Origin of the sequence: Actinopolyspora lacussalsi subsp. righensis, assembly GCF_900116555.1 — a bacterium.
Lineage (GTDB): Bacteria > Actinomycetota > Actinomycetes > Mycobacteriales > Pseudonocardiaceae > Actinopolyspora > Actinopolyspora lacussalsi.
Genome location: NZ_FPAT01000003.1, coordinates 195,483 through 213,559, shown reverse-complemented (window position 1 = coordinate 213,559; position 18,077 = coordinate 195,483). Strand labels below are relative to the sequence as shown.

21 protein-coding genes and 2 tRNA genes are annotated in these 18,077 nt (G+C 66.6%); 13 read left to right on the top strand and 10 right to left on the bottom strand.

Going from position 1 to position 18,077, the window contains the following annotated elements; translation table 11 throughout:
- Positions 1-8: 8 nt before the first annotated feature.
- Complete coding sequence (locus BM394_RS07125; RefSeq protein ID WP_245780028.1) at positions 9-710, bottom strand: 2-phosphosulfolactate phosphatase; 702 nt, start codon at positions 708-710, stop codon at positions 9-11.
- A gap of 104 nt (positions 711-814) precedes the next feature.
- Between BM394_RS07125 and BM394_RS07120 the strand changes: the two genes are divergently transcribed.
- Together BM394_RS07120 and BM394_RS07115 are read left to right on the top strand one after the other, a co-directional pair.
- Positions 815-1,285 carry a ribose-5-phosphate isomerase gene (locus tag BM394_RS07120; protein WP_092975641.1) on the top strand — a complete coding sequence of 157 codons (471 nt, stop codon included), beginning with the start codon at positions 815-817 and terminating at the stop codon, positions 1,283-1,285.
- Positions 1,286-1,396: 111 nt separating this feature from the next.
- Positions 1,397-2,203, top strand: coding sequence for an Fpg/Nei family DNA glycosylase (locus BM394_RS07115; RefSeq protein WP_092976275.1), 807 nt, complete (start codon positions 1,397-1,399; stop codon positions 2,201-2,203).
- Between the two features lie 117 nt (positions 2,204-2,320).
- Here the strand turns inward: BM394_RS07115 and BM394_RS07110 are convergent, their stop codons facing one another.
- The 3 genes from BM394_RS07110 to BM394_RS07100 all read right to left on the bottom strand — a co-directional run bounded on the left by BM394_RS07110 (position 2,321) and on the right by BM394_RS07100 (position 4,907).
- On the bottom strand, positions 2,321-2,944 hold the full coding sequence (locus BM394_RS07110; RefSeq protein WP_092975638.1) for a 2'-5' RNA ligase family protein: 624 nt from the start codon (positions 2,942-2,944) through the stop codon (positions 2,321-2,323).
- A 113-nt stretch (positions 2,945-3,057) separates the two neighbouring features.
- Positions 3,058-4,512, bottom strand: a complete 1,455-nt coding sequence (locus BM394_RS07105; protein ID WP_092975635.1) for a DHA2 family efflux MFS transporter permease subunit — start codon at positions 4,510-4,512, stop codon at positions 3,058-3,060.
- A gap of 323 nt (positions 4,513-4,835) precedes the next feature.
- Positions 4,836-4,907 (bottom strand) — tRNA-Gly (locus BM394_RS07100).
- A 164-nt stretch (positions 4,908-5,071) separates the two neighbouring features.
- Here BM394_RS07100 and BM394_RS07095 point away from each other — a divergent pair.
- A tRNA-Pro gene (locus BM394_RS07095) sits at positions 5,072-5,145 on the top strand.
- A gap of 97 nt (positions 5,146-5,242) precedes the next feature.
- On the opposite strand, the gene BM394_RS07090 is transcribed toward BM394_RS07095, so the two are convergent.
- A complete protein-coding gene (locus BM394_RS07090) occupies positions 5,243-6,175 on the bottom strand; it encodes a ferredoxin family protein (RefSeq protein ID WP_092975632.1) in 933 nt (310 codons plus the stop codon).
- 189 nt (positions 6,176-6,364) lie between these two features.
- Here BM394_RS07090 and tig point away from each other — a divergent pair, with 189 nt between their 5' ends.
- The 5 genes from tig (at position 6,365) to BM394_RS07065 (ending at position 12,063) form a co-directional block, all read left to right on the top strand.
- Positions 6,365-7,759 (top strand): trigger factor, encoded by a 1,395-nt coding sequence (tig, locus tag BM394_RS07085; protein ID WP_092975629.1) that lies wholly within the window; start codon positions 6,365-6,367, stop codon positions 7,757-7,759.
- 224 nt (positions 7,760-7,983) lie between these two features.
- Positions 7,984-8,610, top strand: a complete 627-nt coding sequence (locus BM394_RS07080) for an ATP-dependent Clp protease proteolytic subunit (RefSeq protein WP_092630845.1) — start codon at positions 7,984-7,986, stop codon at positions 8,608-8,610.
- Between the two features lie 52 nt (positions 8,611-8,662).
- Positions 8,663-9,295: an ATP-dependent Clp protease proteolytic subunit gene (locus BM394_RS07075; protein WP_092975626.1), complete on the top strand. Its 633-nt coding sequence runs from the start codon at positions 8,663-8,665 to the stop codon at positions 9,293-9,295.
- A gap of 422 nt (positions 9,296-9,717) precedes the next feature.
- On the top strand, positions 9,718-11,004 hold the full coding sequence (clpX, locus tag BM394_RS07070) for an ATP-dependent Clp protease ATP-binding subunit ClpX (protein WP_092975623.1): 1,287 nt from the start codon (positions 9,718-9,720) through the stop codon (positions 11,002-11,004).
- Positions 11,005-11,433: 429 nt separating this feature from the next.
- Positions 11,434-12,063, top strand: coding sequence for an RBBP9/YdeN family alpha/beta hydrolase (locus BM394_RS07065; RefSeq protein ID WP_092976272.1), 630 nt, complete (start codon positions 11,434-11,436; stop codon positions 12,061-12,063).
- A 27-nt stretch (positions 12,064-12,090) separates the two neighbouring features.
- On the opposite strand, the gene fdhD is transcribed toward BM394_RS07065, so the two are convergent.
- The 3 genes from fdhD to BM394_RS07050 form a co-directional block, all read right to left on the bottom strand.
- The gene (gene fdhD / locus BM394_RS07060; protein WP_092975620.1) at positions 12,091-12,933 is read right to left on the bottom strand and encodes a formate dehydrogenase accessory sulfurtransferase FdhD; all 843 of its coding nucleotides are present in this window, start codon (positions 12,931-12,933) and stop codon (positions 12,091-12,093) included.
- A gap of 159 nt (positions 12,934-13,092) precedes the next feature.
- Positions 13,093-13,452 carry a peptidoglycan-binding domain-containing protein gene (locus tag BM394_RS22730; RefSeq protein WP_175529998.1) on the bottom strand — a complete coding sequence of 120 codons (360 nt, stop codon included), beginning with the start codon at positions 13,450-13,452 and terminating at the stop codon, positions 13,093-13,095.
- 280 nt (positions 13,453-13,732) lie between these two features.
- Positions 13,733-14,089, bottom strand: coding sequence for a peptidoglycan-binding domain-containing protein (locus tag BM394_RS07050; RefSeq protein ID WP_092975617.1), 357 nt, complete (start codon positions 14,087-14,089; stop codon positions 13,733-13,735).
- Between the two features lie 254 nt (positions 14,090-14,343).
- On the opposite strand from BM394_RS07050, the gene BM394_RS07045 reads away from it, so the two are divergent.
- A complete protein-coding gene (locus tag BM394_RS07045) occupies positions 14,344-15,030 on the top strand; it encodes an AMIN-like domain-containing (lipo)protein (RefSeq protein WP_139235159.1) in 687 nt (228 codons plus the stop codon).
- Between the two features lie 272 nt (positions 15,031-15,302).
- Here the strand turns inward: BM394_RS07045 and BM394_RS23915 are convergent, their stop codons facing one another.
- Complete coding sequence (locus tag BM394_RS23915) at positions 15,303-15,620, bottom strand: Imm1 family immunity protein (RefSeq protein WP_092975611.1); 318 nt, start codon at positions 15,618-15,620, stop codon at positions 15,303-15,305.
- Between the two features lie 186 nt (positions 15,621-15,806).
- Positions 15,807-16,127: a hypothetical protein gene (locus BM394_RS07035; protein WP_092975608.1), complete on the bottom strand. Its 321-nt coding sequence runs from the start codon at positions 16,125-16,127 to the stop codon at positions 15,807-15,809.
- A gap of 131 nt (positions 16,128-16,258) precedes the next feature.
- Here BM394_RS07035 and BM394_RS07030 point away from each other — a divergent pair, with 131 nt between their 5' ends.
- The 4 genes from BM394_RS07030 to BM394_RS07015 are packed head-to-tail and all read left to right on the top strand — an operon-like array spanning position 16,259 to position 17,840.
- On the top strand, positions 16,259-17,164 hold the full coding sequence (locus BM394_RS07030; protein ID WP_092975605.1) for a helix-turn-helix domain-containing protein: 906 nt from the start codon (positions 16,259-16,261) through the stop codon (positions 17,162-17,164).
- Positions 17,161-17,385 (top strand): DUF397 domain-containing protein, encoded by a 225-nt coding sequence (locus tag BM394_RS07025; protein WP_092975602.1) that lies wholly within the window; start codon positions 17,161-17,163, stop codon positions 17,383-17,385. Before BM394_RS07030 ends, BM394_RS07025 begins: the two co-directional genes overlap by 4 nt.
- A 3-nt stretch (positions 17,386-17,388) precedes the next feature.
- Positions 17,389-17,619: a DUF397 domain-containing protein gene (locus BM394_RS07020; RefSeq protein ID WP_342752651.1), complete on the top strand. Its 231-nt coding sequence runs from the start codon at positions 17,389-17,391 to the stop codon at positions 17,617-17,619.
- An 11-nt stretch (positions 17,620-17,630) separates the two neighbouring features.
- Positions 17,631-17,840: a DUF397 domain-containing protein gene (locus BM394_RS07015; protein WP_092975599.1), complete on the top strand. Its 210-nt coding sequence runs from the start codon at positions 17,631-17,633 to the stop codon at positions 17,838-17,840.
- Positions 17,841-18,077: the final 237 nt, after the last annotated feature.

Below are 18,077 nucleotides of genomic sequence, written 5' to 3'. Positions count from 1 at the left end.
CGGAACGGTCAGTGGTGGCTGAACACTCCCGCGTGCAGCCGGGGCGCTGTCGAGCTGGCGTTCCGCGCGAGTGCCAGCTCGACGTCCGCTCGGTAGCCCCATTCGGCCAGTTCACGGCCGGAGACGCACTCCCGTACATTTCGCGCGGGGTCGTCGGAGGTCTCGTAGGCTCGCGCGGCCAGGTTCGCCTCGACCGAACGAGCGGACGCGGGCACGGGCAGTGCCGAGATTATCGCCCCGGCCCCGAGCAGGTCCTCCGCCGCGAAGCGCGGTGAACCGTCGGTGTGGCGTTCACCGGCGGCGATCACGCCGACGGGACCGTTGTGGGCAGCCGAACCCGCTGCCGCCGCGACCGCGGCGGCATTGCGCAGGCAGCCGGTGAACACCACCGCGCCCAATCCGGCCGCCTCCGAACACAGCGTGGCCCCGTTGGGTGAGGGCAGTCCGACGAGTGTGCCGGCGGGCGCGCTCACCAGCGAGGTCGGGCTCAACGAGTACCCGCCGCCGCCCCGGTCACCGGCGAGCACCGCTCCGGCCGCCGACGCGGCGTCACCGGCTCGGTCGTCCCGGTAGGGGAGCGGAAGCACGTGGGCGCCCGCGGCCGTGGTCACGTCCACTGTCGTGGCGAAGGAGAGCACGTCCACCACCAGCAGCACGGCACACTGCTCCCCGAGGGAGCGAAGGCCCGCCGTCCCCCATTCGAACCTCACCGTGTGATCGGACTGTGCGGTCGGTGATGTCGCTTGTTCGTATGGCATTTCTGTCCCTTGACCGGGTGAGTAATGCGCGTGGAGCGGTTTGGCAGACTACACGTGTGCGCGTCTATCTTGGTTCCGATCACGCCGGTCTCGAATTGAAGTCACACCTGGTCGAACGACTCGACCGTCTCGGTTACGAGGTGGTCGACGTGGGTCCCGCCGTCTACGACGCCGAGGACGACTACCCACCGTTCTGCGTCGAGGCCGCGCGCCGCGTGGTCGCCGACGCCGGCAGCCTCGGTCTGGTCATCGGGGGCTCCGGCAACGGGGAGCAGATCGCGGCCAACAAGGTTCCCGGAGCGCGGGCCGCGCTGGTCTGGAACCAGGACACGGCGAAGCTCTCCCGGCAGCACAACAACGCCCTGCTCGCGGGCATCGGTGCCAGGATGCACAGCCTCGACGAGGTCGAGGGGATAGTCGACACCTTCCTGACCACCGAGTTCGAGGGCGGCAGGCACCAGCGCCGGATCGACATGCTGGCCGACTACGAACGTACCGGCGAGCCCCCAGCCCTTCCCGAGCAGTGATCCCCGCCGCCACCGCCGGTCAGACGGGCAGCCCTGTTCCGCGGCCCCGCGGCGGTCGGCGCCGGCAGGGTGGTCGTGGATGCCGGCAGGGTGGTCGTGGATGGAGGTGTCGTGCCGGAAGGACACATCGTGCATCGGCTCGCCGAGCTGCATCGGCGTCGGTTCGCGGGAAACCCGGTCCGGGTGACCAGTCCGCAGGGACGTTTCACCGCCGCCGAGGTGCTCGACGGCGTCACCTTCCGTGACGCGGGGGCCCACGGCAAACACCTCTGGCACCACTACGCCCCGGATCGGGTGGTGCATGTTCACCTGGGGCTTTACGGCAAGTTCACCGAGGCGCCCGTGCCGCTCGAACAGCCGCGCGGCAAGGTCCGCATGCGCCTGGTCGGTCCCACGCACGGAACCGATCTGCGTGGTCCCACCGCCTGCGAACTGCTCACCGAGGAGGAGTTGACGGAGCTGCTCGCCCGGCTGGGACCGGATCCGTTGCGTTCGGACGCCGATCCCGAGACCGCCTGGCAGCGCGTGACGCGCTCGCGCTCCGGTATCGCGGCGCTGCTGCTGGATCAGTCCGTGCTGGCCGGGGTGGGCAACGCCTACCGGGCCGAGGTGTTGTTCCGGCAGGGGATCCCACCCCGGTCGCCGGGCAACGCGCTGTCCCGGCGGTGCTGGGACGCACTCTGGGACGACCTGGTCGAATTGATGTCCGACGGAGTCCGTACCGGGCGCATCGACACCGTTCGGGAACAGCACTCGCCCGAGATGACCGGTAGACAGCCCAGGAACGATCGTCACGGTGGTGAGGTCTACGTCTACCGGCGCGCCGGCGCTCCCTGCCTGGTGTGCACCACCCCGATCGCCATGACGGAGCTGCTCGGGCGCAAGCTCTACTGGTGCCCCGGCTGCCAGGGTGAGTGACGGCTGGCAGGACGACCGACCCACCCGATCCGGATCCCCGATGGCGCCGAAGCCGGGGCGCTCGTCGCGAACCACTGGTACGGCCGTACGGCTGGGGGAGCCGTACGGCCGGATCCGTCAACCGGACAGTTGGACCTCGCCGAGAACCTCCCACTCGTTGCAGGCGTGATCCCGGTTCAGCCGTACCAGCGAGATGCTGGGCACCCGCACCGTGGCCGGTTCGGCGCTGGTCGCGTCGAGCGTCGCCTTCGCGAAGACCGCTGGTCCGTCTGCCGTGGAAAAGGCGAGGCTCACGTGCTGGTCGATCTCCTCGGGCTCCCCGGCGAGATCCGCTCCCACCACCGTCGCGGTGGCCTCACGTAGCCGTGTCCGCAGGTCCGTCAGCGTGGCCTGCGGCTCGGCGGGCAGCGCCAGCGCCTCCGGGAGCACCAGCCCGCTGTGGAACGACAACGAGAGCGCGGCGAAGGAGGACAGCCGCTCGCGTGCCGCCTCCAGCAGTGCCGCCACACGTCCCTGCGGGGCTTCGTCGTGAAATCCGTTCTCCTGCAGCAGGATGTGCATCCACTCCAGTGGTACGGGGTCGAAACCGGGCAGATCGCGCAGCGAGTACTGGTACTGATTGGCCAGTCTCCGCAGCTCCGGCTGGTCACCGAGCGGTAGCAGCCAGGCCAGGCTGCTACGGCCGGAGGACCACCCCTGGCGCCAGCGTGCGTGTTTGCGGACCTGATCTGCGTGCGGCATGTGGGTCACTCCCAGACGATGCACCGTCCGCGACGGTGCGGGACTGCTCTGACGGCGTTCGGTTGTCTACGAGGCAAGTCTGCCTCCCGGGCGCGGGGCGGTCCGGAGCCGTGTCAGTTCACCGAGGATCTCTCCCGCCGCGCCTTCCCCTGTTGATCGAGTGTGGCCACCGCGTCCGAGTCGCGTACCAGCAAGGTCAGCAGCAGTCCGAGCGCACCGAAGACCACCGGTACCAGGAAGGCACCGTGGAAACCGCTCAGCTGCGCCCGCGCCAGTTCCCCCGGATCGGGTGAACTCAACCCACTCGTGGCCGCCTCGGTGAACATCACCAGCGCACTGGCTACCACGGCCGTGGCCAGTGCCGTGGCCACTTGGCGACTCACGTTGAACAACGAGGTCGCCTGCCCCATGGCCGCCGAGCTCATCTGTGCGAACGCGGCTGTCTGTAGCGGAGTCATCAACAACCCCATCGACGCGCCGAGCAGCAACAGCGAACCGACCACGGCCCACAGCGAGACGGAAAGGCTCAGCCACTGCAGGGTGGCGGTGCTGATCAGCAGCATCGCGAATCCACCCGCCACCAGACGTCGTGGCCCCACTCGACCGTAGATCCTGCTGATCACCTGGGTGACCAGCAGCATGGACAGTGCCTGGGGCATCAGGATCGCGCCGGCCTGTAACGCGGAGGCACCACGCAGGTTCTGCAAGTACAGCGGGATGAGGAACAGCACCCCGAACATCGCACCCGTCTGACACAGCAGCAGTACGTTACCGGCTCCGAAGATCCGGTTGCCGAGCAGCCGCAGATCCAGCATCGGTTCGGCCGCCCGGAGCTCCCGCCACACGAGCCCGCAGATCAGTACCACGGCCAGCAGCAGGCAGGCCCACACCGCGGGGTCGGTCCAACCGTCCTGCGCGGCCCGGTCCAGCCCGAACAGCAGCACGGCCAGCCCGCTGCCCGCGAGCAGGAAGCCGGGCAGGTCGAAACGTCCCGGGCGCTGTCCCCGTTCCTCCACCAGGAACAGGATCGAGCACAACAGCGCCAGCGCGCCCACCGGAACGTTGATGAAGAAGATCCACCGCCAGCTGGCCACCTCGATCAACGTCCCACCGAGCAGCGGTCCCAGCGCCGGTGCGGCGGTGATCGGGATGGCCAGAATCGCGGAGGCCTTGGCGCGCTCGTCGGCCGGGAACGCCCGGAAGAGCATCGCCTGCCCTACCGGGACCAGCATGCCGCCCCCGATTCCCTGCAGGAATCTCGCGGCGATCAGCGTTTTGATCCCGGGGGCCGCGCCGCAGACGACGGAAGCCCCGGTGAACATGATCACGGCGAACTGGAATGTTCGTTTGCTGCCGAATCGGTCGGAGATCCAGCCCGAGGAGGGGATGAACACCGCCAGGCTGATCATGTAGGCCGTCAGTACCCACTGCAGGGTTCCGGCGTCGACGTCGAACCGTTTTCCCAGTGTCGCCAGCGCGACGTTGAGGATGGTCATGTCCAGGATCTGCATGACCAGTGCCAGTACGAAAGTTATCCCGACGAGCCACTTGTACTCGAGCCGTCGCAACGGCGCATCGCCTCCGTAAGTGTCGAGTGGAACGCGCGGCATCCCGGCGCGGAACGCTGGGACGCGTCGACCGGGGTGCGTGAGCGAACGTTCAGGATGCGCGCACCGCGCGCCGCGGGCCAACCCGATTCCTCGGGGGCCGCCGTTGGGTCGGCGTCGTGTCCGGCGCGGTGCTCCTCGGATGACGGAGCCGCACGATGATTCGACGGTCGTACCGGGACGCGACCGGATCCGAGGATGCCCGAGCCTGCCGTGAAAACCCGCGCCTGCCATGAAAATCGGTGGTCACCCGCGGCGCGGATGACCACCGATTCGACAGACCGAGCGGGTGACGGGAATCGAACCCGCATAACCAGCTTGGAAGGCTGGGGCTCTAACCATTGAGCTACACCCGCAGTGCGCCACCGATACTACAACAGTCGATCCCCGTGGGTGATCCCCGGGGGTCCCGCCGATCTCGACGACCACGTGTGCCGTATTCTAGCCAACAGCGATAGAGTGCACGCGAAGGACCCCTTTCGTGGGAATTCTCCTGGTGGAGTCGTTCCGGTGGGGTCATCGGGGTGTGGCGCAGCTTGGTAGCGCACTCGCTTTGGGTGCGAGGGGCCGTGGGTTCAAATCCCGCCACCCCGACGTTCGGGCCGGATATCCGGGTGGATGTCCGGCCCTGTTCGTCTCGAACTCCGAGGTTCGTCCCGAGCGGCGGGAATCCGTCGTTTCCGAGCCCGGCTCACTCCGGATCCGGCAGCAGGCGGATCCGCTCGGCGGTCCAGGTGCCTGCCTGCGCCGGAGACTTGCCGCAGCTGTTCGGGCGCGGCGGTGACAGCGTGATCTCGCGCAGTCGGATGCTCCAGCGGCGCCCGTCGCGGTGCCGCAGCACCACTTCCTCGTCGGCTTCCGAAGCCACGGTCAGCGCTTCCCCGGCGTGTTCACCCAGGTTCTCGCGCAGCGCCAGTTCGGCCACCTGGGCGCGCTGTGAGAACGCGGAGCGCCCTCTGCAGTGTGTCGTTGTCATCTTGCCGGCCGTGGCGGCGGAGAGCACCGCGTCCACGCCGTGCGGCGTGAGGCGCCCGTAGTTGTAGCCCGAGGGCAGCACCACCCCTGTGGGCGCGAACCGGTGACCGCCGGTGTGTGTGGTTTCCCACAGCTTGCCCTCGTGTCGCGGTCCCATCTCGCGCAGCAGGGAGATCCCGCGCAGCGCGCAGCACTGATCACGGCGTCCGTTGGTGCACACCAGCAGTACCGGCTCGGTGGTCGGGACTCCCCAGCCGCAGTGTTCGCCGCGGGCGAAGGCCCGGAAGTCGAGGTCGAGCAGTTCCGCCGGGTCGGTCAGTTCCGTACGGCGCAGCCAACTCGCCCCGGGGCGGGTGTGGGCGAAGTAAACGGTGCGCGGCGCGTCCACCCCGGTGTCCGGGTGTCTGCCCGGTTTGCGGATGAGCTGGACCCGTACCCCGGTGTCGGCGGCACGCTCGGCCAGTCGGGCTCCGATGTCGGGATCCAGGTGGCTCCGCACCAGCGCGTCCCCGCCCCAGGGTCCCGGCTGTTCCAGGCACAACCAGCTGGCCGCCACCGCCGCGGTGCCGGCCAGGGGCTCCGAGAGGGTCTCGGACCACGCCGCGCACGTCCGCGGCGCCGCGCCGGCTTGTTCCCGTGGATCCTGCACGTTTCCACTCAAGCACGAGGGTGTCGTAATTCGCCCGCTCGGGCGGGTCGGTACCCGGAACGGCCCCCCGTGAGCTCAGGCCATAGAATCGGAGGTCAGCCCGGCACGGAAAGTGTTTCCCGTGGTGACAGCCGTGGGAAGCCCAAGGAGGCCGGGAGTCTTTCAAGCACGTTCGCACGAGGAGACCACGTGAAGAGCACCGTCGAGCACCTGAGCCCGACGCGCGTACGGCTCAACGTCGAGGTGCCGTTCGACGAGCTCAAGCCGAACTTCGACCGCGCGTACAAGGAACTGGCCAAGCAGGTCCGGATCCCCGGCTTCCGTCCCGGCAAGGTTCCGGCCAAGGTGCTGGAGAGCCGGATCGGCCGTGGACCCGTGCTCGACGAGGTCGTCAACGAGGCCGTTCCCTCCAAGTACACGGAGGCCGTCACCAGCAACGAGGTCCAGACACTGGGTCGCCCGGAGATCGAGGTCACCAACATCGCCGACGGCGAGCAGATCGAGTTCTCCGCCGAGGTCGACGTACGGCCGGAACTGACCGTTCCCGCCTACGACGACATCCAGGTCAGCGTGGACGACCAGGAGGTCACCGAGCAGGACGTCCAGGAACAGCTGGACGAGCTGCGTGCCCGTTTCGGGACGTTGACCGGGGTTGATCGTCCCGCCGCCAACGGTGACTACGTCAGCATCGACCTCTCGGCCACCGTCGACGGTGAGCAGGTCGAGGACGCCCAGACCAGTGGCCTGTCCTACGAGATCGGTTCGGATGAGCTCGTCGAGGGCATCGACGAGGCGTTGATCGGCGCGAGCGAGGGCGAGACCAAGCACTTCACCACCACGCTGGTGGCGGGGGAGTACGCCAACCGCGAGGCCGAGGTCGAGGTCACGCTGAACTCGGTCAAGGAGCGCCAGCTCCCCGAGGCCGACGACGAGTTCGCCCAGATGGCCAGCGAGTTCGACACCATCGACGAGCTGATCGCCGATCTGCGCGAGCGGCTCGGCCGGGTCAAGCGGATGCAGCAGGGCATGCAGGCCCGGGACAAGGTCCTGGAGTCCCTGCTGGAGAAGGTCGAGGTTCCGCTGCCGGAGAGCGTCGTGCAGTCCGAGGTCGAGATCCGCGAGCACGACGCGGTCCACCCCTACGACCACGACGAGGAGCGCTTCGCCGAGTCGCTGCGGGAGCAGGGCAAGACCCGCGAGGACTTCGACGCCGAGACGCGCGAGGAAGCCGAGGAGGCGGTCAAGACCCAGCTGGTGCTGGACACCATCGCCGACAGCGAAGAGCTCTCGGTCTCGGACAACGAGCTCACCGAGCGCATCATCTACCAGGCGCAGCAGTCCGGCATCAGCCCGGACCAGTACGTCCAGCAGATCCAGCAGTCCGGGCAGCTGGGCCGCATCTACTCCGACATCCGGCGCAGCAAGGCCCTGTTCTCCGTTGTTCGGCAGGCGACGGTCACCGACTCGGCGGGCGAGCAGCTGGACATGGACGAGCTGCTGGGGACCCAGGACGAGGACCAGGAGCAGCCGGAGCAGGTCGAGGGTGCGGTAGCCGACGAGGAGGAGCGCACCACCGCGCAGTGAGCGACAGGTGGTGGAGCGCCGGTCGGATCCGACGACGATCCCGACTCGGTTAACAAGCTCTCAGCGAACGTGGGCGGCACCGGGAAGCTGGTGCCGCCCACGTTCGTTAGGGTCGGTTGTAACGGATCACCCGGACTCCGGCACCCCGGTAACGGGCAATACTTCAGGCGGGCCCGGTTCGACGAAGCGCTTACCGGGTCCATTGTGGAAGAAGGCAGGGAGACGTGACCCAGCAACAGACTGTTCCGGCGTTCGACGCGCAGTCACCGCAGATGCGGACCGGTAGCAACGGGCTTTCACTCAACGACTCGGTCTACGAGCGGCTGCTGCGGGAACGCATCATCGTCCTCGGGTCCCAGGTGGAGGACACCATCGCCAACCAGATCTGCTCGCAGATGCTGCTGTTGGCGGCCGAGGACCCGGAACGCGACATCGCCCTCTACATCAACTCGCCCGGTGGCTCGGTTCCCTCCGGAATGGCCATCTACGACACGATGCAGCTCATCAAGCCGGACGTGGCGACAGTGGCGATGGGCTTCGCCGCTTCGATGGGGCAGTTCCTGCTCTCCGCGGGCGCCAAGGGCAAGCGGTTCGCCCTGCCGCACGCGCGGGTGCTGATGCACCAGCCCTCGGCCGGTCTGGGCGGTACGGCCTCGGACATCGCGATCCAGGCCGATGTGTTCTCCAGGCAGAAGCGGGAGATGGCCCAGCTCATCGCCGAGCAGACCGGCCAGACGGTCGAGAAGATCACCGAGGATTCCGACCGTGACCGCTGGTTCACCGCCGACGAGGCGCTCGAGTACGGCTTCGTGGACCACATCGCCAACCGTGCCAACCTGCCGAGCAGCTGATCCTACGAACCACCGAGCCCTGCCGGCATCACAGTCACGAGGAGTCACCCCAGTGAGCTCATTCCAGCTCCCCCAATCCCGGTACATGGTGCCGTCGTTCGTCGAGCGCACGGCCTACGGGGTCAAGGAGTCGAACCCCTACCAGAAGCTGTTCGAGGAACGGATCGTTTTCCTCGGGGTCCAGGTCGACGACGTCTCGGCCAACGACATCATGGCCCAGCTGCTGTACCTGGAGTCCGATGATCCCGACCGCGAGATCCAGCTCTACATCAACTCGCCGGGCGGGTCGTTCACCGCGCTGATGGCGATCTACGACACGATGCAGTACGTGCGGCCCGACATCCGCACGGCCTGCCTCGGCCAGGCCGCCTCGGCCGCGGCCGTGCTGCTCGCCGCCGGTACTCCCGGTAAGCGGATGGCGCTGCCGAACGCGCGTGCGCTGATCCACCAGCCCGCCACCGAGGGGATCTACGGGCAGGTCTCCGACCTGGAGATCCAGTCCAACGAGGTGCAGCGCATGCGGAACCAGATGGAGGCCACGCTGTCGGTGCACACCGGGCGCTCGCAGGAGCAGATCCACAAGGACGTCGAGCGGGATCTGATCCTGACCGCCGACCAGGCCAAGGAGTACGGCCTGATCGACGAGGTCATGCCGTACCGCAAGCTCTCGGCGAAGAAGTCCTGAGAGCGAGGCCGGCCCGTTTCTCGGGTTGGTGTGTCGGTCCGTGTCGACCGGGGTGTTCTCGGCGCTCGAGTGGGCCGGTGTGGGCCACGGGACGGCGGATGTGGTTCCGGCCCGGCCCGATGCGCTCCGCGGGAGGTCGAGTCGCGCCGGTCGGCGGACCGAGTGGTCAACCAGGTGTGAAGTCGCCGACACGCCGAGCGTGTCGATGTTTTCGACGTGCTCGGTCCGGCGAGGCAAGGTGTTGATCAGGCGGTGCCCCGTGCCCCTCCCGGACGGGGAACGATCTCGGACGGACGAACGAATTCGGGACCGTGATCCACCCCGCGGGGTCGAAATGGCGGGTACCGTCGAATGCGGAACCGACGGTGAAAACAGGTTAGGCGCGCACGCGGCTGCGTGCCGGAGGGGACGAGGTCAGCGGCATGGCACGTATCGGTGACGGCGGCGACCTGCTGAAGTGCTCCTTCTGCGGGAAGAGCCAGAAGCAGGTGAAAAAACTCATCGCCGGCCCCGGCGTGTACATCTGTGACGAGTGCATCGACCTCTGCAACGAGATCATCGAGGAGGAGCTCGCCGAATCGGGCGAGGTCAAGCTCGACGAGCTCCCCAAGCCGGGTGAGATCCACGACTTCCTCGACCAGTACGTGATCGGCCAGTCCAGCGCCAAGCGCAACCTCTCGGTGGCCGTCTACAACCACTACAAGCGCATCCAGGCCGGTGAGCAGCAGGGATCCCGGGAGGGCAAGGACGAGAAAGTCGAACTCGCCAAGTCCAACATCCTCATGCTCGGCCCCACCGGCTGCGGCAAGACCTACCTGGCGCAGACGTTGGCCAAGATGCTCAACGTGCCCTTCGCCATCGCCGACGCAACCGCCCTGACCGAGGCGGGCTACGTGGGTGAGGACGTCGAGAACATCCTGCTCAAGCTGATCCAGGCCGCCGACTACGACGTCAAGCAGGCCGAGAAGGGCATCGTCTACATCGACGAGGTCGACAAGATCGCCCGCAAGAGCGAGAACCCCTCGATCACCAGGGACGTCTCCGGCGAGGGCGTGCAGCAGGCGCTGCTCAAGATCCTGGAGGGGACCACGGCCAGCGTCCCGCCGCAGGGTGGCCGCAAGCATCCGCACCAGGAGTTCATCCAGATCGACACCACGAACGTGCTGTTCATCGTCGCCGGTGCGTTCGGTGGTCTGGAGGACATCGTCGAGGACCGGGTCGGCAAGCACAGCGTGGGCTTCGGCGCGGACCTGCGTTCCAAGGCCGAGATCGAATCGGCGGACCACTTCGGCGAGGTGCTGCCGGAGGACCTGATCAAGTACGGTCTCATTCCGGAGTTCATCGGCAGGCTCCCCACCGTCGCCAGCGTTTCGAACCTGGACAAGGACGCGCTGGTCAAGATCCTGACCGAACCGCGCAACGCGCTGATCAAGCAGTACACCCGGCTGTTCGACCTGGACGGTGTGGAGCTGGAGTTCACCCAGGCCGCGTTGGAGTCCATCGCGGACCTGGCGATCGTGCGCGGCACCGGCGCCCGTGGACTGCGGGCGATCCTGGAAGAGGTGCTGCTGCCGGTGATGTACGACATTCCCAGCCGGTCCGACGTGGCCAAGGTCGTCATCACCGAGAAGACGGTCGACGAGAACGTCAATCCCACGATCGTCGCCCGCGAGAGCAACCGCCACGAGCGCCGCGAGAAGTCCGCCTGAGTTCTCGCCCCGGGCGTGGCGTCAATTTCTCGCGAAATTGTCGGGCCGCCTGTCGAGTCGGGAGCATGCGGTTAAGCAGCGCATGGGACTCCGGTGCGTGAGTCGGATGCATCGCGAGGCCGGGCCGCTCGCCGCGATGCCGAGCTCCGACCACCCTCGCAGTCGGCACCGCCGCGGGGTCTCCGGTGCGGCTCTCGCGAGGACGGTCCCGACGTTGTGTAGTGACTACTCGATGTCGGGGCACCCGTAGCGAGAGCCGTGCCAGAGGTTCCGCCACCCGCGCAGCTACGGCAACCGAGCTGAAGAAAGTCCCGGTTAGCCGGATGGTGTTCCCCTCCGCGTGTACCGCGCGCGTAATGTCCCCCGATGGGCAATCATGGTGCCGACCATCGTGATTGCCGATGTCGGGAGGGGAACACGGTGAGTGAGATGCATGTCCTGCTGGTGCACGGGTTCGGCGGTTCGGGGCCGTGGCACTGGCAGCAGTGGCTCAGTGGACGGCTGGGCGAACTGGGCGTGACCTGCGAGATGCCGCGGTTGCCCAAACAGGACCAACCGGTGCTGCAGGAATGGTTGGCCGTGCTCCGTTCGCGGCTGGAGGACGTTCCCGCGGAGTCCGAGCTGGTGGTGGCCGCGCATTCCTGTGGGGCGGCGCTGTGGCTGCACCACGCCGCGAGCATCCACGGCACCGCGCGCCGCGCCGACCGGGTGCTGCTGGTCGCACCGCCCGGACCGGACTGGCGCCATCCCGATGTCCACGGCATCGCCCCCTATCCGGTCGACGCGCACGCCTTGCGCAGGGCGGCGGGCACCACGCGGCTGGTGGTCGGTTCCGGCGATCCCTACCTGTCCGTGCAGGACGGGCATTACCTGGCCGAGACCATGCGGGTAGCGCTGGACGTGATCCCGGACGGCGAACACCTCAACACCGACGCGGGCTACGGCCCCTGGCCGGCGGTGCTGCGCTGGGTCTCGCACGGCACGACGCCGGTGGCGGACAGGTTCGAGACGCCACCCCAGACCGGAGGAGCGGCCCCGAGCACGTTCCGCCTGGTGTGAGTGGTCCCGCTCTCGGAGCTGTCGGGCTCACTCTTCGGGTGATCCGGTTCCCGACAGCCTGTCCGGTCGGGTGTAGACGTTCATCGAGGAGCCGCGCAGGAAACCGATCAGGGTGATGCCCTGTTCCTCGGCCAGCTCGGCTGCCAGCGACGAGGGTGCGGAAACGGCCGCGATCGTCGGAATGCCCGCCATCGCGGCCTTCTGCACCAGTTCGAACGAAGCGCGGCCCGACAGCATCAGCACGTGCCCCCGCAGTGGTGTGCGGCCGTCCAGCAGTGCCCGGCCGAGTACCTTGTCCACCGCGTTGTGCCTGCCCACGTCCTCCCGGGCCGCCAACAGTTCGCCCCCCGTGTCGAACAGTCCCGAGCCGTGCAGCCCACCGGTGGTGTCGAACACGCGTTGCGCCGCCCGCAGTTTCTCCGGCAGCTCGACCAGCGTTTCCGTGCTGACGCGGGAGTCGTCGGATTCCGGCGGGTGCGCGCTGCGGAGCCGCACCGCGTCGAGTGCGGCCTTGCCGCAGACTCCGCAGGACGAGGTGGTGTAGAAGTTGCGCTCCACCGAGTTGTCCGGCCGGGGGACGTGGGGAGCCAGCTGGACGTCGAGCACGTTGTAGGTGTTGCGACCGTCGGGACCGGGGCTGTCGCAGTAGCGCGCCGCCGTGACGTCGTCCCGCGCGGTGATGACGCTCTCGGTCAGCAGGAAACCGTGGGTGAGTTCCACGTCGTGACCGGGGGTGCGCATGGTCACGGTCAGTGGTTTGCCGTCCAGCCGGATCTCCAGCGGCTCCTCGGCGGCCAACGTGTCGGGGCGGGTGGTCTCGCCGTTCGGGCCGATGCGCCGCACCGGCCTGCGTACCGTGATCCGTCCCATGCGGGTGGGCCTCCCAGCCAGCTCTCCGAGTCGTCACCGGCGTCGTGGAGGCACAGCATAACTCCCACGTCGTTCACGCGGCGTGTCCGAGGCAGGCCGGGCGGACGCTGCGGGGGAGTTCACCGGGAGCGTTCGTGCGGAACGCTCCCGGCGCACTGATCACCAGCAGGAGCCGAGTTGTCCCCAGGTCTCGGGGCCGGTGATCCCGTCGACCTGCAGTCCGTACCAGCTCTGGAAGTTGATCACCGCCGCTTCGGTCTTCGGACCGTAGATACCGTCCGGGACCAGGTCCGGGCCGGTGACCTCGTACGGATAGTTGTTCAGCGTGCTCTGCAGCGCCACGACCATCTCGCCGTAGTCACCGCGCGAGAGGGTGTCTGGACACTGCGCCGCTACTGCCAGTCGAGCAGTGCTCTGCTGGGCGGTCTCGGAGCTCTGCGCGGACGTGGCCGCAGTGGCGGTGGCGGGGGCGAGGAGTAATAGCGGCAGCATGATCGCGAGCGACAGGATTCGTCTCATCGGTTCTCCCAGTGAAGTCGAGATTCCGCTCGGTACTGACGATCAGTCGAGCGGACCAGAACTCTAGCGAGCGGGGTGTCGGAGCGGCTCCGCCGTTCGGCCTAAAACCGGGGTGCTGATTTCTCCCGACGTGGGTTTCAGTGCCGTTGGGGTCCGGAACCGTGCTCGCGGTTTTCGTGACGATTCCCGCATCGTTCCCCCGGCGTGTCCGAGGCAGGCCGGGCGGACGCTGCGGGGAGCTCGCCGGGAGCGTTCGTGCGGAACGCTCCCGGCGCACTGATCACCAGGTGCAGAAACCGAGCTGTCCCCAGGTCTCGGGGCCGGTGATCCCGTCGACCTGCAGGCCGTACCAGCTCTGGAAGTTGATTACCGCTGCCTCGGTCTTGGGGCCGTAGGCACCGTCCACGAACAGGTCCGGCCCCTTGACCTCGTAGGAGTAGTCGTTCAAAGCGCGCTGCAACGCGACGATCATCTCGGCGTTGTCGCCACGTGAAAAGGTGGGCGGGCACTGCGCGACGGCTGTCATCCGAGCAGCGCTCTGCCGGGACTCCTCGGAGCTTTGCGCGGCGGCGGTGGCGGTGGCGGGTGCGAGAATCAACAGCGGCAGCATGATCGCGAGCGACAGGATTCGTCTCATCGGTTCTCCCAGTGAAGTCGAGATTCCGCTCGGTACTGACGATCAGTCGAGCGGACTCGAACTCTAGCGAGCGGGGTGTCGGAGCGGCTCCGCCGTTCGGCCTATTCGACGCGTTCGGGGCGGGGCGAGTCGTAACCGATAGTCCTCGGTGTCGAGGCGTAGTTCTCCCGGCTCGCTCGCAACCTGTCGGAACGATCGGGCGTCCCACGGAATGTCAGAGCGACGCGGTGAGATCACTTGGAAGGGTGAGGGAGATGCGACGTCGTGGTGCACGGATGCTGCTGACGGGCGCGGCGGCGGCACTGGTGCTGCCGCTGGCCGGATGCGCCTCGGACTCGGCGTCCTCTTCAGGAGTCACGGATGCCGAGACCAGCGGCTCCACCGAGGCAGGCAGCGTGAGCTCGGACGGTGACAGCGCGGAAAGTACCGCCACCGATGTCGTCGACAGCTTTTCCGACGGCCGTTCCACGGCCGCGGACTCCGGTGGTTCGAGCGGTTCGGGTGACGGGCCGAATTCCGGAGCCGGTGGGGATTTCGCCGAGCTGACCGGTGTGGAGGTCCAGGAGGGAGAGGGTGCTTCCGCGCGGGTCGTCTTCCGCTTCGGCGGTGTCGGTGGCAGCAGCGAGTTGCCGAGTTACCGGGTGAAGTACCTCGACGGTTATCCGAAGGCTCCCGGCTCGGGCGAACCGGTGGAGATGTCCGGGCAGAACTTCCTCGGGGTGACGTTCACGCACGCCACCGCGGGTGGTGAGCTGCGCGAGGCGATCGAGCCCGAGCTGCCCACTGTGGCCGAGGTGCGTTACCTGGGCGGTTTCGAGAAGGTGCAGGAAGCCGCGATCGGTGTCACCAGCTGCCACGGCGCGCCCACCCAGCCCGAGTACGACGTCCGCGAGGTCGACACCGCCCTCGTCGTGGAGATCGACGCAGCCGACTGTTCCTGAAGGGGGCTGTTCGCGGATCACGGCGTGCTCGGAAAGCGTCCGCTACGCAGTCTTACTGGACGCCGTTGCCGACCGGATCCGTTACTGGGGTCGATCCTGGGATGAGCGCAAGACTTCGGAAGTGCTTGGCCAGGGGATTTTGTGAGGGCACTCATCGGGCTTGTTGCCGGGTAGGCTCGGCGGCTACCCGATGACATCGATCTGTCTGTTGAGGTGTGGGACCGACGACCGGTAGTCGTTCCGGGAACGACTCGTCTTTCTCGGCTCGCGTTTCAGACGAGTGTTCCCTGACGCCAGGTCACGCATGTTGGCCTTGTGCCGCTTTCCGCGAATTCGCGGACTGCTCGTGCGATGGTGTCCACCGGGAGAGCGGCGTCGGTGTTGAACCGGCTGCCGCTGTGGGTCGAGTACAGCAGCCCCGGGCTGTGCTCGGAACCGGAGGCTTCCCAGGACTCGATCGTCGTTCCGTCGGTCCGGATGTAGTTGAGCGCGCCGGACAGTCGTCTGGACCCGACAGCAGTTTTTCGATTACGCGTTCGAGTTCGTCGGACGTATCGGCAACGAGTCGGGTGGGAACACGTTCGATGAATGCGCTGATCATGTCGCCTCGATGTCCCTAGATTACCGTCGGTTCCGCTCGTTCTGCTTCGCGTGCCGAATCCGGGGCTGGTTACCGGTGAACCAACCCGGCGGTCTCCGCTGTTTCAGCGCCGCCGGGTGGTCCGGTTTCTTCGTAGGGGTCGGACTCTCGGTGCGTAAGGCGCTCCCGCCGATTTTCACTCGGTCAGGTTGGTTTTCTCGGGCCAGACCAGTACGACGTCGCGGATGATGCCGAACATGCGTCGCGCCCCTTCGGCCGAGCCGCAGTGAGCAAGCACGTGGCCGTCGGCCCGGAACACGTTGGCGCTCCCACCCACTTCCACACCCCAGGCGTACAGCTCCAGCTCGCCAGAGTCGGGGTCAGTTCTCTCCAGTAGGGCGAACACCTTCGGGCAGCATTCGAGGTCTATGGATTCCGCCAGCAATGTGGTTTTGTCCGTTTCTGCCGTGACCTCTTGCGAGGAGTGCCTCGTGCTCTCATCGGATCCGGATAGCATCGCAATCTCCCGCTCTGTATCTGTACTAACACTGCGTGCAACAGTTAGCGTGCATGTGGACGTCCGTTTTTAAAAGTGAACGTCCACATGAACACTCGAACGGACGAAGGCGGTTGAAACGTGAGGCTGCGATGACACATGAGGCTCAGGCAACGGGCTCGATGGTTCGACGATGGCAACTCGCCGAGACACTGCGCAGAGCTCGTGAGGAGGCAGGCTTCACCCACGATCAGGTGATCGCCGAACTGCGGAAGATGCCGGGTAAGTGGTCACGACCGAAGCTGTCCCGTATCGAAAACAGTGCGCAAGGGATCAAAGCTCGTGAGGTGGAACAGCTGCTGGATCTCTACGGGGTGGCTGACAGTTCGGTTCGTGACTGGTTGCTTGAGCTCGCTACTACGGCGCGTACACGAGGATGGTCTGTTGACATTCGTAAGAACCTTCCGGAGGACTTTCAGACCTTCTTCAACATGGAAGGTGAACTCGTCGCCCTACGACAGTTCGAAACCCTGCTGGTCCCCGGCTTGCTACAGACTCCCGAGTACGCACGAGCCATCATTAGCAGCGTCAATCCTGGCCTCACCGAAGATGAAGTAGAGCGCCGGGTGACTGCCCGCGTAGCACGTCAGCGTGTGTTGGAGCGTGCCCATCCGCCGCAGTTGCACACGATCATCGATGAAGCTCTGCTCGACAGGCCCGTAGGCCCGCTCGCCGTTATGCGTGCTCAACTTGTCCATCTCAACGAGGTAGCCGAGCGGACGAACGTCACCTTGCAGGTACTACCGAAGAGTTCCGGGGCGAGTCCCGCTTTGGAAGGGCCTTTCTCGGTGCTCACGCCACCAGCACCGATGCCGGATATCGGTTACTCGGAAGGCCCTGGACGTGCTGTCTACATAGAGGATCGTGATGACGTGAGATCTTACACCTTGCGCTTCGGTACCCTTACCGAACAGGCACTTTCCGCGGACGATTCACGTAAGAGGATTGAGCAGGCGATACTTCGCTGTAGTCCGCACTCGAAGGAGACACACCAGTGAGCGACATCGAGAACTCCTTGTTGACAGCATGGCGAAAGAGCAGCCGTTCCGGGGGCGGAGGCACCGGCGGCGGCAACTGCGTCGAGGTCGCCTTCGGCAAAGATTTCACCGCTGTGCGGGACTCCAAATCACCCGATGCGGGCGTGCTCGCGGTTCCGGCTGTGCAGTGGCGATCCTTCTTGGACAAGGTGCACAGTGGTCACTACGGAAGCGGTAGCTGAGGAGTGGTGGTGCTTAGAACGCGGAACTCGGCTGGTCTTGTTTGGCGTAAGAGCAGTTACTCCACCGGTGGGAGCAACGGTGGTACCACCTGTGTCGAGGTTGCCTTTGGCGAAGGTTTCGCCGCAGTGCGGGACTCGAAGTCGTCCGATGCGGTAGTACTCGCGGTGTCCGCCGCTCAATGGCGATCTTTCTTGAGCGGATTGCACAGTGATCGTTACGAGTACGGCAGCTGAGGGAGCCGAGGATGCTCGAAGTGCAGGGTTCAACCGGTCTGTCATGGCGCAAGAGCAGCCGCTCCGGTAGCGGTGGACCTGGCGGCGGCAACTGCGTCGAAGTTGCTTTTGGCGCAGGTTTTACCGCTGTGCGGGATTCGAAGTCGCCCGAAGCGGGTGTGCTCGCGGTCCCTGCCGCTCACTGGCGGTCCTTCCTGGCGAGTGTCCGTGGCGAAGCGTAGACGTATCGCCTTTCCGGAGTCGCTGCCGGAGCCCGGAAGAGGCGAGGAGTTCGAGGTGTCCACTGTCGAAGGGCCGATCCCGCCACCGTGTGGCCGGACACGGCAGGACCACGACAGTGGGCAACTCGTCCGAATGATGCGTGACGAGGAACGGTACTGACGAGGCGACCTGTGATCCATCGGGGGTGACTCTTCGTCACCGTCTCACCCCATCGTGTCGTGGTTGCGAGTTAGGAT